This window comes from Kitasatospora sp. NPDC030952, from assembly GCF_055571335.1.
The window spans coordinates 34,334-48,180 of record NZ_JBVIFM010000039.1; the positions used below are offsets into that span (position 1 = coordinate 34,334).

General features: G+C 74.2%; 9 protein-coding genes and 1 pseudogene. 3 read left to right on the forward strand and 7 right to left on the reverse strand.

Annotated features, from left to right (window positions below):
- Positions 1 to 155 precede the first annotated feature (155 nt).
- The 4 genes and pseudogenes from ACZ47G_RS38145 to ACZ47G_RS38160 all read right to left on the reverse strand — a co-directional run.
- Positions 156 to 325 (reverse strand): annotated as a pseudogene (locus tag ACZ47G_RS38145) (O-antigen ligase family protein); the annotation flags it as partial.
- A gap of 432 nt (positions 326 to 757) precedes the next feature.
- Complete coding sequence (locus ACZ47G_RS38150; protein ID WP_380457633.1) at positions 758 to 2,281, reverse strand: sugar transferase; 1,524 nt, start codon at positions 2,279 to 2,281, stop codon at positions 758 to 760.
- Between the two features lie 392 nt (positions 2,282 to 2,673).
- A complete protein-coding gene (locus ACZ47G_RS38155) occupies positions 2,674 to 3,828 on the reverse strand; it encodes a glycosyltransferase (RefSeq protein ID WP_465750862.1) in 1,155 nt (384 codons plus the stop codon).
- Between the two features lie 185 nt (positions 3,829 to 4,013).
- Complete coding sequence (locus ACZ47G_RS38160) at positions 4,014 to 4,454, reverse strand: SRPBCC family protein (protein ID WP_465750864.1); 441 nt, start codon at positions 4,452 to 4,454, stop codon at positions 4,014 to 4,016.
- 168 nt (positions 4,455 to 4,622) lie between these two features.
- Here ACZ47G_RS38160 and ACZ47G_RS38165 point away from each other — a divergent pair, with 168 nt between their 5' ends.
- The gene (locus tag ACZ47G_RS38165) at positions 4,623 to 5,519 is read left to right on the forward strand and encodes a HipA family kinase (protein WP_465750866.1); all 897 of its coding nucleotides are present in this window, start codon (positions 4,623 to 4,625) and stop codon (positions 5,517 to 5,519) included.
- Between the two features lie 111 nt (positions 5,520 to 5,630).
- Here the strand turns inward: ACZ47G_RS38165 and ACZ47G_RS38170 are convergent, their stop codons facing one another.
- The 3 genes from ACZ47G_RS38170 to ACZ47G_RS38180 all read right to left on the reverse strand — a co-directional run bounded on the left by ACZ47G_RS38170 (position 5,631) and on the right by ACZ47G_RS38180 (position 9,921).
- A complete protein-coding gene (locus tag ACZ47G_RS38170) occupies positions 5,631 to 7,115 on the reverse strand; it encodes a S8 family peptidase (protein ID WP_465750868.1) in 1,485 nt (494 codons plus the stop codon).
- A gap of 247 nt (positions 7,116 to 7,362) precedes the next feature.
- Positions 7,363 to 8,469, reverse strand: coding sequence for an amidohydrolase family protein (locus ACZ47G_RS38175; protein WP_465750870.1), 1,107 nt, complete (start codon positions 8,467 to 8,469; stop codon positions 7,363 to 7,365).
- A gap of 12 nt (positions 8,470 to 8,481) precedes the next feature.
- Positions 8,482 to 9,921 carry a type I glutamate--ammonia ligase gene (locus ACZ47G_RS38180; RefSeq protein ID WP_465750872.1) on the reverse strand — a complete coding sequence of 480 codons (1,440 nt, stop codon included), beginning with the start codon at positions 9,919 to 9,921 and terminating at the stop codon, positions 8,482 to 8,484.
- Between the two features lie 534 nt (positions 9,922 to 10,455).
- Here ACZ47G_RS38180 and ACZ47G_RS38185 point away from each other — a divergent pair.
- Positions 10,456 to 12,231, forward strand: a complete 1,776-nt coding sequence (locus ACZ47G_RS38185) for a 3-hydroxyacyl-CoA dehydrogenase family protein (RefSeq protein WP_465750874.1) — start codon at positions 10,456 to 10,458, stop codon at positions 12,229 to 12,231.
- 200 nt (positions 12,232 to 12,431) lie between these two features.
- Entirely contained in the window at positions 12,432 to 13,352 is a 921-nt protein-coding gene (locus ACZ47G_RS38190; RefSeq protein ID WP_465750876.1) for a TetR family transcriptional regulator, read from the forward strand.
- Positions 13,353 to 13,847: the final 495 nt, after the last annotated feature.

The following is a 13,847-nucleotide window of genomic DNA, read 5'->3' on the forward strand; positions in this document are numbered from 1 at the left end:
TGTGCTCCCGCCGCCAGTTCCGGCTCCAGCCTACCCGCAGTTCCTGCTCTTAGCTGTGCCACCGGCCCCACCTCCCCCCCCCCCCCCCCCTCCCCCCCTACCCCCCCCCCCCCCCCCCCCCCCCCCCCCCCCCCCCCCAGCCCCCGGGACCGCGTTCGCCGAGGGCCAGGGCTAGGGCGGCGAGCAGCCCGTAGCTGACCACGGTGGACATCGCCATGATGTCCAGCGCGCCGAAGGTGCCGACGGCCCGGATCGGCTGGCCGGTGTACGAGGCGCCGGTGCGGGTGAGGTACTGGTTCGCGCCGACCACGCCCTGGATCAGCGCGGCGAGCACGAAGGAGCCGAGGACGAGCCGCTGGTCGGTGCGGTCGCGCAGCGAGCAGAGCACGGCGGCCGGGACCAGGACGAACACCTGGGTGAGCCGGACGAAGCCGGTGATGCTGGTGGCCGGGTCGATGGAGCCGGCCGTCGCGACGGCGGCGGCGACCACGATGCCGCCGAACAGCGCGCAGGTGGTGCGGGTGATCGCGGGCAGCCGTCCGCGCAGCAGGTTGAGCGCGGTGAGGGCGACCAGCGCGAGCGAGGCGACGTCGGCGGCGGTGACGTGGACGGCCGCAGTGACGTCCTTCTCCCCCGTGGGCACGCAGACCAGCAGCACGGTGGCCGCGGCCAGCACGCTGGGCCGGTCCGCGAGGGCGGGCAGGGCCCGCCGTAATACCGGCCGCGGAAGGGCCGTGAGGGTCAGTGCCACGCCGGGTCAGCTCCCGTCCGGGTGGAGCATCAGGGCCGCGGTGCGGCACAGGATCTTGACGTCCTGCCAGAGGCTCCAGCTCTCGATGTAGCGGTTGTCGAAGCGGGCCCGCTCCTCGATCGAGGTGTCCCCGCGCAGGCCGTTGACCTGGGCGAGGCCGGTGAGGCCGACCGGGACCCGGTGGCGGTCGGCGTACTCGGGGTAGGCCTGGCTGAACCGCATGACGAAGTACGGGCGTTCGGGGCGCGGGCCGACCAGGCTCATGTCGCCGCGCAGGACGTTCCACAGCTGCGGCAGCTCGTCCAGCGAACTCTTGCGCAGCAGGCGGCCGACGGCGCCCATCCGGTGGTCCTGGGAGATGTTCCAGCGGGTCGCCGACTCGTGCTCGTTGCTGGGGCGCAGGGTGCGGAACTTCAGCACGGTGAAGACCCGTCCGTCCAGGCCGGTGCGCTGCTGGCGGAAGAGCACGCCGGGGCCGGTGTCGAAGCGGACGGCCAGGGCGCACAGCACCAGGACGGGGGCGAGCAGCAGCAGCCCGAGGGCGGCGGCGGTGACGTCCAGCGCGCGCTTGGCGGCCCAGCCGGGGCGGCGCATGGCCGGGCTGCCGAGCCGCAGGCAGGGGAAGCCCCACAGGTGGTCCCCACCGGCGATCGGCGCGGTGGGCAGCGAGCCGTACTCGCGCAGGGCGGGCACCAGCCAGACCTGGCAGCCGAGCCGGACGGCGTCCCGCAGGGCGGCGGCGGTCTCGGCCTCGTCGGCCGCGCCGGCGGTGGCGATCACGTGGTGGATCCGGAGTCGGCGGACCTCGCGCTCCAGGACCTCGCGGCCGCCCAGGACGGGCAGATCGGTGTCCTCGGCGAGCAGCGGCGGGTCGGCGTCCAGGAAGCCCACCGGGCGCATCCCGTACTCGCCGTGCTCGCTGAGCGCGGCGGCGACCTTGCGGCCGAGCCGGCCGGCGCCGAGCACCAGGACGGGGCTGGGGCGGCCCCGGCGGATCCGCCGGACCAGGTGGTAGAGGACGGCCCGGCCGACGGTGGCGATCAGCAGTTGGGCGCCGAGCAGGACGGTGAGCCGGGCCGGGGTGGCCGGGCCGCAGTCGGGCCAGCGGCCGTCCAGGCAGCCGGCCAGGGTGACGGCGAAGGCGGTGGCGACCACGGCCCGGACGGCCAGGGCGGGCAGTTCGTCCAGGACGGACAGGGTGAGCCTGGTGCGGTAGAGCCCGCCGGCCAGGTAGAGCAGCAGGAGCAGGGGCAGGACGGCGGCGACGCCGAGCAGTGGGGCGAGCGGCACGCTGGGGTCGATCGCCCGGTTGGCGACGCCGGCGGCGGTGCAGAGCGCGATCGCGTCGACCTGGACCAGCGCGAGCGGCAGGGCGAGCCGGGACCGGGGAGCCCGGCGGTGCCGCCGGGACGACGGCACCGCCCGGCTGTACGTCGCCCCGGTCGGCCGGTCGAGCACCCCGGCGCCGGGCAGACGCGGTCCGGACAGGGGCCCGCCGGATCGCGGCACACTGTCGTGGTCAATGGTCATCAGCGCACGAACTCCCCTGCTGTGTGCCCGGGGTGGCGTGCCCCGGCACCGATAGGCAGGGGGCGGCCGTCCCGGCCCGTTGGGCGCGGTCCTGACAGCACCTGCTATCGCTGGCGGCTTTCGGTTCTCCTGCGAGGGGGCTGATCGCGGTACCGCTGGTCACCGTGGAAGCGGCCGCGAAGAGCCCGGACGCGAATTTCCGGGATGAAATCGAAGCGAAGCAGGCAAAATCCGACAATACCGAACCTGACCATGTGGGCTGGAAGTTGACTTGCCGTTTCATTCCAGCCGCCCATTAATAGGTATTTCGGATTTGACGCCTCGTCCTTATCCGGTTGAGGGTGCGAATGCGCCAGCGCCGGAACGGCGGGGATTCACGGCATGTGAAACGATCAGATCCGCTCTGGGACACGGGCCCGGCGCCGCCCGGCCGCCGGTCCGGCCCCCAGCAGATGGCGGTACAGGGCGTCCACCTGTTCGACCACGGTGCGAACGTCATGCCGGGCGACCACGTGGTCACGCAGCCGGGCACCGCGCCGCTCGCACTCGATCGGATCGGACAACCCTTCCGCCATCCGGGTGGCGAGCGCCTCCGCGTCCTCGGGCGGCACCACCGACCGCGCGCGCTCCGACTGCGGCAGGCACTCCCGGGCCCCCGGCACGTCGGTCAGCAGCACCGGACGGGCCGCCGCCATCGCCTCCAGCGGGGCCAGCGCCATGCCCTCCCAGCGCGAGGGCAGCACCACCAGGTCGGCCGCCGCCAGCCACGGGCGCGGATCCGGCACGTCCCCGACCAGCCGGATCCGGCAGGGCTCGGCCGACTCCCGGACGGCCTCCGCCAGCCGCTGCTCCTCCGACCCGCCGCCGACCAGCGCCAGCCGGGCCCGCGGCACCCGGCGCAGCACCTCCGGCCAGGCGGCCAGCAGCACGTCCTGGCCCTTCTGCCGGCACAGCCGCCCGACGCAGACCGCGAGCGGGGCGTCCAGGTCCAGCCCCAGGGCGATCCGGGCGGCCCGGCGGTCGGCGGGCGCGTAGTGGCGCACGTCCACGCCGTTGGGCACCACCGCCCAGTCCGCGTGCACCCCGGCGGCCACGCCGTCCGCCCGCTCCTGGACGCTGACGCACAGCAGCCGGTGCGCCCAGCGGCTCGCGAAGCGCTCCCAGCGCAGGGTGGCGGCGGCCATCGCACCGTCCACGGCGGCGAAGGACCAGGCGTGCGGCTGGAAGACGGTCGGCACCGCGCCGCGCACGGCCAGCCGGCCGGCCAGCCCGGCCTTGGCGCTGTGCAGGTGGACCACGTCCGGTCCGGCCGCCCGGACGATCCGGCGCAGCCGCCAGGCCTCGGCGGCGGTGGCCGGGCCGGGCGAGCGGTCGGCGGGCCAGTCCTGGACCAGCGCGCCCACCGCGGCGGCCTCCTCGGCCAGCCGGCCGCCGCGCGGGCAGGCGACCAGCACCCGGTGCCCGGCCTCGCGCTGCCCCCGGACCAGATCGACGACGACGCGGGCGACTCCGCCGTCCACCGGCTGCGAAATGTGAAGGATCGTCATATGCACGGCGGCGAGCCTAGGATGGCTCCCCCGCGCCGGGCGGCCCTCGTCACCCGCAGGTGGCGGGCCGTCCACCCGTACGGCTTTCGGCTCGTACGGGCGGACGAGCCGCTCGAAAGTCCGGACGATTCGGTCGACCGATCCGGATCAGCGGATCGGGACCGGGATCCGGGACGGGATCCGGGTCAGCGGACCTCGTCGGCCAGGTTGGCCAGCACCTGGTCGTGGATCCGGTTCAGGCCCTTGGGGGCGAAGGTGCGCTCGAAGAAGCCGCCGATGCCGGTCGCGCCCTGCCAGGTGGCGGTGACGGTGACCCTGGCGCGGCCCTCGCCGGCGGCCGCGACGGTCCAGGTGATCACCATGCTGGAGTTGGCGTCCTTCTCCACCAGCTGGTCCGGCGAGGGCGCCGAGACGGTGAACAGGCAGTCGCGCACCCGCTTCTCGGTGGCCTGCAGCTTCCAGTGCACCTGGGTGCCGGCGCCGGTGCCGCCGACCCGGACCTCGTACTCGCTGTACTGCGCGGGCAGCAGCTTCGGGCGGGTCACCTGGTAGTCGGCCAGCGCCTCGTACACCCGCTCGGGGGCCGCGTCGTAGACCCGCTCGGTGGTGGCCTGCACCTGTCCCATGCCGTGCTCTCCTCGTCTGGTGGGTACCGCTTCGCCGTACCGTTCGCACCGGCAAGCCAATCACAGGGCCGCGCCCGCGACGCCCTGGGCCCGACCCGTCGGCAGGCTCCCGTCGTCCGCCCGGAGGGCGGGAGTCCGCCGACGGGCCCAAGGGATAGGGTGACGGTTGTGCTCGATCTGGTGACTGCGCTGCGCTACGTGGACCCGCTGCGGGCCGGGGGCTCGGTGCCGGGCGTCGTGGAGACCGACGACCTGGGGACGTACGTGGTGAAGTTCACCGGCGCCGCCCAGGGGCGCAAGGCGCTGGTGGCCGAGGTGATCGTCGGCGAGCTGGCCCGGCGGCTCGGGCTGCGGGTGCCGGAGCTGCGGCTGGTGGACTTCGATCCGGCGGTGGCCGCGGACGAACCGGACACCGAGATCCAGGACATGCTCAAGGCCAGCGCCGGCCTCAACCTCGGGATGGACCTGCTGCCCGGGGCCGCGGACTACCGGCCCGGGATGATCCCGGTGGACTCCGCCGAGGCCGGGCGGGTGGTCTGGCTGGACGCCCTCACCGGCAACGTCGACCGCACCGTCCACAACCCCAACCTGGTGGTCTGGCACCGGCGGCTCTGGCTGATCGACAACGGCGCCGCGCTGATCTTCCACCACCGCTGGGCCACCGCCGGGGCGTCCGTCGGCAAGCGGTACGACCTCAGCGCCCACGCGCTGGGCGGCTGCGCCCCGGACGTCCGGCTGGCCGACGAGGACCTCGGGCCGCTGGTCACGGTCGAACTGCTGGAGCAGGTGCTGGCGCTGGTCCCGGACGAGTGGCTGGCCGACGAGCCCGGCTTCGACTCGGTGGACGCCGTCCGGCACGCCTACGTCACCCACCTGGCCGCCCGGGCGGTGCTCTCCGCGGAGTGGCTGCCGGAGGGCTTCGCCACCCCCGAGCAGCTGCGCGAGGCGGAGCTGCGGCGGGCGGCCCGCACCCGGGCCGGTCGGCCGGCCTGGCTGCAGGAGGTGCCGGACCTGCACGGCAAGCCGTCGGTGGAGACGGTCTGGGAGCACCACTTCGAGAGTTAGGGCCGGTCCGGCGGATCGTGCCGGGCGCCCGAACGCCGCTGGGGAGCGGGGCCCGTGGCCCCGCTCCCCAGCTCGTCGTCCGATGCTCAGCGCTCAGTGGTCAGCAGCGCGTCAGCGCCACCACTGGACCGCCTTCTCGGCGTTGATGATGCCCGCGCCGTAGAAGCCGTTGTCGTCGGCGCCGCCCTCGCAGGTGGCCTTGAACTGGCCGGTGCCGCCCGGGTTGTACTCGCCGGTCGGGCAGGCGTGGGACTCGGCCTGGTTGGTCAGCAGCTCGGTGAGCTCGTCCGGGCTGGCCCACGGGAAGGTGCCGGCGAGCAGCGCGACCACGCCGGTGACGTGCGGGGTGGCCATCGAAGTGCCCTGCATGTACCCGTACTTGCCGCCGCGGATGGTCGACAGGATGCGACCGTTCTTGTCCGGGGTGTCCGGGATCTGGTAGCGGGCGTCACCGCCCGGCGCGGCGACGGTGACGACGCCCTTGCCGTAGCTGGAGTAGTACGACTTGTCGCCGTTGACGCCGACCGCGGAGACCGCGACCACGCCGGGCAGCTCGGTCGGCAGCGACAGGCAGTCGTTGGTGACCGGGCGGGTGCCGGGGGTGGTGTCGTCCGGGCTGGAGACGTCGGTGGTCTTGTGCGCCAGGTCGATGTTCTCGTTGCCCGCGGCGGCGATGTTGAGGACGCCCTTGCGCTGCGAGAAGGCGACGGCCTTGCGGATGGCCTCGGAGACCGCGGCCTGGTCCTTGTCGTTCGGGCAGTTGAACATCCACGGGTCGACGTAGTAGCTGTTGTTCGTCACCTTGAAGCCGTGCTCGCCGGCCCAGACGAAGCCGCAGACCGCGTTCTCCGGGTAGATGAAGCCGCCGTCGTCGACGACCTTGACCGCGGCCAGCTTCACGTTCGGGGCGATGCCGATGATGCCCTTGCCGTTCTTGGCGGCGGCGATGGTGCCGGCGACGTGGGTGCCGTGGTCGCTGTTGGTCGGCTGCCAGGCCTTCCAGTCGGTGTTGGTCTTGCCGTCGATGCAGGACACCGACTGCGAGGCGTCCACGTTGGCGGCCAGGTCCTCGTGGGTGGCGTCGATGCCGGAGTCCAGCACGCCGACCGTGACGTTGCGGCTGCCGAGCGAGAGCTTGTGGGCCTTGTCGACGCCGATCTGGCGCATGTCCCACTGGTTGGGCTCGTACGGCTCCTGGCCGGCGGCGGCGGCGCCGGCCGGCTCGGCGGCGGCCTCCGCGGTGCCCTGGTCGGCGGCGAGGATGCCCTTGGTGCGGCTGGCGCCGACCGAGTCGACGCCCTTGGCCAGCCGCAGCTTGTCGGCGAACTTGGTGTCGTTCGAGCGGGCGACCACGACGCCGACCTGCTCGTAGGACTGGACGACGGTGCCGCCGAGGCCGGCGATGGCCTTCTCCACCTTCTGCACCTGGCCGTGGTTGGCCTTGGTGTTGACGACGTAGCTCATCAGCGGACCGGTCGTCGGGTCACCACTGGGGGCCGCGACGGCGCTGCCGGCCGGGAGTGCGAGGGCTCCGGCGGTGGCGAGCACGACGCCCACTGCCGCGTACCGGGTCCGGCTGATCCGAGGAACTCTCATAGGGGTTGGCCCTCCCGAGTCGTCATCCGGCAACTGCGTGGGGCAGGTGCGCTGGGATGGTCGGGACGTTAATGAATATTCGCTGATATGCGCAAGAGGTAGTCATCTAATCGTCACATCTAGACCAACAACGGAGGTTAATGCTCCGCTGGTCAACAGCCGCAACAGAGCTGGAGATTGTTAAAAAGTGATGGTTCGCCGACGAGCCGTCGATCGTGGGCATGTACGCGAAAAACCGGCCCGGCGGTTACCGCAGCCCGTACAGCCGGCGCGCGTTGTCGGCGGCGACCAGCTGCGCCAGCCGCCGGGCGTCCGGGCCCGAACAGGCGCCGTCCGCCTGCCAGTCGGCGAGCAGCGTACCCAGTCCGTGCCGGAACTGTGCGGCGCCCACCAGGAACAGTTCGGGAAGTCCGTAGGCGTCCGTGGAGAACAGCAGTTTTCCGAACGGCGCCAGTTCCAGCATCTCGCCGAGCACCGCCGCCACCCGCGGCCCGGTGTAGGACGCCGTCAGCCCGAGGTCGGTGTACACGGTGGGGAAGGCCTGGGCCAGCCAGGCGGCCTGCCGGTGGTACGGATAGCCGTGCAGCAGCACCAGCGGGACGCCGCTCGGCTCGGCGGCCCGGACGAAGTCCGTCAGCAGGGACGGGTCGGCGCGGTGCAGGGTGAGGTCGGGATCGCCGAAGCCGGTGTGGAGTTGGAGCGGCAGGCCCAGCTCGGCGCAGACGTCCACGGCCGTCCAGAGCAGGTGGTGCAGCAGCACCGGATCGGTCAGCCGACCGCGCCCGGCGCGCAGCCGGGCTCCGGCGGCGGCCACCACGGCCGCCGCCGCGGGCCGTTCGGCCGGGGCGGCCAGACCGTGCCGGTAGGCGAGCACCGACTTGACCGCGACGGCGCCCCCGGCGGCCGCCGCCAACGCCTCGGCGACGGCCCGGGGCCACTCCTCGGCGCCGCAGGCCACCGTTTCGGCCACCGACTCCAGCCGGACCACCTCGCGCACCACCGCCCCGGCGGCCCCGGCGAGTTCGGCGAGCGGCAGCAGGTCGCGGCCCGCGGCGGCGGTCAGCCCGGTGTCCACCAGGCAGGTGTCCAGCCCGGCGGCCGCGAGCAGCCGGCGGGTGGCCTCGGCGGCGCCCACCTCGCGCCGCCGGGCCAGGTAGTCGGCGGCCGGGGTGTGCGCGGGCAGGCCGAGGGCCGGCGGGCACCAGCGCCGTACGGCCAGGCCGATCGCGCTGTCGAAGGGGGAACAGCCGGGTGCGGGCGGGCGGTCGGACTCGGTGAGCAGCCCGGCGAGGGCGTCGTCGGCGAGCTCGGCCGCCACCACGCTGTGGCAGTGGTGGTCGACCAGCGCGGGCACCGGGGCATCCACTCAGTACCGCCAGCGCGTCGCCGTGACCGCCTCCTCGGGGCCGAGCGCCGCGAACTGCTCGGCCTCGGCCCGGCGCACCGCCAGCACGGCCTGGTGGAGCGGCTCGCCGAGCGCCTCGCGCAGCACCGCCGAGCGCTCGTACGCGGCGATCGCCTCGGCCGGGCCCTGCGGCAGCCGGGGCACCGTACCGGGCTCGGCGGCGGCCGGATCCCCGGTGAACTCCGGCGGCAGCGCGCGGCGTTGCTCCAGCCCGGCGAGGCCGGCCGCGATCACCGCGCCGACCGCGAGGTACGGATTGGCGCTGGCGTCGAAGCACTTGACCTCGGCGTTGGCGGTGGCGGCGCGCTCCCCGGTGGAGCCGGTGACCAGCCGCAGCGCGGCCTCCCGGTTCTCCAGGCCCCAGCACTGGTAGGCCCCGGCCCAGTGCTGGGGCACCAGCCGCAGGTACCCGGTGGGGCTGGAGCAGCCCAGCACCAGGAGCTCGGGCAGCGCCTGGAGCACCCCGGCGAGGAAGCCCTCGGCCTCGGCCGTCAGTCCGTGCGGGCCGGAGCCGCCGTGCCCGAGGTTGCGGCCGTCCCGCCAGAGGCTGAGGTGCAGGTGCCCGCCGTTGCCGACGCCGTCGGGCTCGACCACGGGGGCGAAGGAGGCCCGCAGGCCGTGCCGGGCGGAGACGGCCCGGACGGTGTGCCGGACCAGGACGGAGGTGTCGGCGGCGGCGACCGGGCCCTCGGCGGCCACCGAGACCTCGAACTGGCCCGGGGAGTACTCGGGGTGGATCTGCAGCACGGCCAGCCCCTGCTCGCCGAGGGCGCGCAGGACCTCCCGCAGGTAGTCGGAGAGGTCGGTGAGCCGCTGCATGCCGTACGCGGGCCCGTGCGTCGGGTACTGCGGCGGTTCGTGCGGGGACCCGGCCAGGGCGACCACCCACTCGACCTCGATGCCAGCCTTGAGGCTCAGCCCGCGGGCTGCGGCGGCGGCCTCCATCCGGCGGGCGAACAGCCGCTGGCAGCCGGGGTGCGGGCCGCCGGCCTGGGTGTGGCGGTCCCCCGGGGCCCAGGCCCAGCCGGGCTGGGCGGCCAGCGGGACGATCCGGTCGAGGTCGGGATAGAGCCGGAGGTCCCCGGTGGGGCCGCCGATGAGCGGGCTGGTGGTGATGGCGTCGTCGGCGAGGAACACGTCGAAGCAGGGCGCGGTGCCGAGGCCCCACTGGGCCGCCTGCACCAGGCCGGTCAGCGGCACGGCCTTGACCCGGGCGATGCCGGCGTTGTCCACCCAGGTGACGGCGACCGCCTCGACGGCGGCGGTGCGCAGCCGGTCGGCGGCGCGCTCGGCCCGCTCGGCGCGTTCGGCCCGCGGGGGCAGCGCGACGGCGGCCGCGAGGGCGGCGGGGCCGAGCGGCTCGGCGGGTTCGGCGGCCTGGGAGGCGGTGGCGCTGCTCATGCCGCCATGCTGCCCCGCGGACCGGGTGCCGGTAACTCCCCTATCGAGTGGAACAAACGGACGCTCGTCCACCCGTTCACTCGTTCGGGGCGGCGGCGGGCGCGCGCCGCGGCAGCCGCTCCCCGCCTGGACGGTTTTCCACCTCCGACCCCTTCCTACCGGTGAGTAGCTTCGCTACAGTGGCCGGACGCACCACTGCCGGGCTTCGGGAGCCGCACCGGCGGGCGGTCGCGGTCGCCGTGTCTTCGGCGCCCGCGCGGTGCGCCTTCACCGGTCGGTGCCGCGAACCGCGGCGGACCGGGTCTCTCCTCGTGTCAGAGCCGCTTCCTTCACCGTCGAGCGCCTGAGCACCACGGCACACCCGCAGTTCGGCCGGAGCGGACCGGCCGCTGCCCTGGTCTGCCGGAAACCCGTCACTCCCCGAGCCCCCGCGCGTGGACCCTCCTCCGGCGGCGGCCGCCCCCGTCCCCCACCGGTGCGGCGGCCCGCCCGCCGGAGCACGCGCGGGCCCTTCATGACTAGGAGTCAGGACAAATGGAGCGTCCCTTCCCCACCGTGGCCGTCGTCGGCCTCGGCACGATGGGTGCCGGCGTCGCGGTGGCGGTCGCCAGGAGCGGCCGCCGGGTGATCGGCATCGAGGCCACCGAGGACTCCGCCGCCCGGGCCCTGGCCCGGATCGAGGAGGCGACCGCCCACGCGGTCGACCGGGAGCGGTTCACCGCCGAGGAGCGCACCGCGCTGCTGGCCCGGATCTCGGTCGGACACGCGCTGGCGGCCGCCGCCGAGGCGGACCTGGTGATCGAGGAGGTCCCCGAGCAGCTGGAGCTGAAGCGGGAGGTCTTCGCCGAGCTGGACCGGATCTGCCCGGAGACCACCGTGCTGGCCACCGGCACCACCGCCCTGTCGGTGACCCGGATCGCGGCCGCGACCGCCCGCCCGGAGCGGGTGCTCGGCCTGCACTTCTTCAACCCGGTGCACACCATGAAGCTGGTCGAGGTGGTCCGCACCGTGCTGACCTCCCCGCAGACCGCCGAGGACGCCGCCGCCTTCGCCCGCGACCTGGGCAAGGAGCCGGTGGCGGCCGGCGACCGGGCCGGCTTCGTGGTGAACGGCCTGCTGTTCGCCTACCTGAACCAGGCCGCCGCGATGTACGAGTCCAAGTACGCCTCCCGGGAGGACATCGACGCCGCGATGCGGCTCGGCTGCGGCCTGCCGATGGGCCCGCTGGCGCTGCTCGACCTGATCGGCGTCGACACCGCCCGCACCGTGCTGGAGGCGATGTACGAGCAGTCCCGGGACCGGCTGCACGCGCCCGCGCCGATCCTCGGCCAGCTGGTCTCGGCCGGGCTGCTGGGCCGCAAGTCCGGGCGCGGCTTCTACACCTACGAGGCGCCGGGCTCCTCCCGGGCCGTGGACGCGGCGACCGGCCCGGCCCGGCCGAAGGTGCCCGGGCGCACGGTGCGCACCGTCGGCGTCTGCGGCTCCGGGACGATGGCCACCGGCATCGCCGAGGTGTTCGCCAAGGCCGGGCACCCGGTGCTGCTGGCCGCCCGCAGCCAGGAGAAGGCCGAGCGGGCCAAGGCGCAGCTGGCGAAGTCGCTGGAGCGCTCGGTGGCCAAGGGCCGGCTGAGCGCGGAGCAGCGGGACGCCGCGCTGGCGCTGGTCACCCCGGTCGGCCAGTACGCGGAGCTGGCCGAGGTGGACCTGGTGGTCGAGGCGGTCGCCGAGGACCTGGCGGTCAAGCGGGAGCTGTTCGCCACCCTGGACAAGATCGTCCGCCCGGGCGCGGTGCTCGCCACCACCACCTCCTCGCTGCCGGTGATCAGCTGCGCGACCGCCACCTCGCGGCCGCAGGACGTGATCGGCATGCACTTCTTCAACCCGGCCCCGGCGATGAAGCTGGTCGAGGTGGTCTCCACCGTGCTGACCGCCCCGGACGTCACCGCGACGGTGCTGGAGCTGACCGCGAAGGTGCGCAAGCACCCGGTGGAATGCGGCGACCGGGCCGGCTTCATCGTCAACGCGCTGCTGTTCCCGTACCTGAACGACGCGGTGCGGATGCTCCAGGAGCACTACGCGACGGTGGACGACATCGACACCGCGATGAAGCTGGGCTGCGGCTACCCGATGGGCCCGTTCGAGCTGCTGGACGTGGTCGGACTGGACGTCTCGCTGACCATCGAGCAGGTGCTGCACCAGGAGTTCCGCGAGCCGGGCCTGGCCGCGGCCCCGCTGCTGGAGCACCTCGTCGCGGCCGGCTGCCTGGGCCGCAAGACCGGCCGCGGCTTCCGCGACCACGCGCGCCGGTGAGCACTTCACGGGCCGGGGACGGCCGGCTGCCGTACGACGCGGGGACGGAGCCGTACGGCGCCGGTGCGGTCGGCCGCACCGGCTGGACCCCGGGGGCGGTGTCCGCGCGCTGGCCCAGACCGGCCGTGACCGGCCCGGTCGCGCCGGTGCACCGGGGAAGGGCCGCGGGCGCGCCACCCGGGCCGTGTAGCGTTCCGGACATGGATCGGGTTCAGTCAGCCACCCCGCAGCAATCCGCCGGACCGCGCGGCACCGACCGGACGGCCGGCTCGTCCGCGGGCGCCGGCCCGGAGGCCGGGCCGGGCAGCCGCCGGGCGGCGGCGCAGCGCCAGCAGATGCGTCAGGACCTGGCCACGGCCGCGATGGAGCTGTTCGCGTCGCAGGGCTACGAGGAGACCACGGTCGACCAGATCGCCGCGGCCGCCGGGGTGGCCCGGCGCACCTTCTTCCGGTACTTCCGGTCGAAGGAGGAGGCGATCTTCCCCGACCACGACGACACCCTGGTCCGGGTGGCCGACCTGCTGGCCAGCGCCGAGCCGGAGGAGCACCCGCTGGACGTGGTGTGCCGCGGCATCAAGGAGGTGCTGCGGATGTACGCCTCCACCCCGGGGGTGTCGGTCGCGCGGTACCAGCTGATCCGTCAGGTCCCGGCGCTGCGCGAGCGGGAGATCGCGGTGGTGGCCCGGTACGAGCGGCTGTTCACCCGCTACCTGCTGGGCCGCTTCGACACCGGCGAGCCCATCCCGTCGGGCTGGCAGCGCGGCGGTGAGGACGACTCGATGCTGGCCGAGGTGTCGGCGGCGGCGGTCGTCGCGGCGCACAACCACGTGCTGCGGCGCTGGCTGCGGGCCGGTGGCCGCGGTGACGTGGAGGCGCAGCTGGACCACTCCTTCGAGGTGATCCGGCGGACCTTCTGGGCGGCCAGCGAGCCGGGTGCCAGACGCCGGGGTTCGGTGGTGGCACCGGGTGCCAGTGGGGCGCCAGGGGACGGGGTAGCGGAGAGCGCACTGAGTGCCAGCCCTGGAGGTGAGGTGCTCATCACAGTCGCCCGGACGGACGCTCCGTTGGATGTCGTGGTGGACAGCATCCGGGCCGCACTGAGCAGCGCCCGGGATCACTGAGGGGCCAATAACCGCAGGTCAGAGGCAGAGAGAGGGCCCGCGTCGAACCATCGGCGCGGGCCCTCCGCATACCCGCTCCACGCGCGTCACGCGCCGTTCCGGAGCGCCGGAATTCCTGACACCCGGTGTCTTTACGAGTGGCACAGGGTGCCACTACCTTGTTACTCACCAGTCGCGGCGCCGCGGCTCCCCACCTCGGCGCGCCGTCGTCCGGCGTTCCCACACCCCGGGAGCTGTGCCAGACCAGCAGTGCAGACCCGCCCGGACCACCCCCGGGTGACCGACTGACAACCAACCACCCACCTCAGCGAAGCCGGTGTCCGCTCCCGGCTCCCCCAGACGCCCTGTGACCCTCACACAGGTACGCCTTCGGAGGCAGCCATGCAGGAAATCCTCGACGCGATCCTCAGCTCCGACGCCACGTCGGCGGACTTCGCGGCGATCAAGCTCCCCGAGTCCTACCGGGCGGTCACGCTCCACAAGGACGAGGAGCAG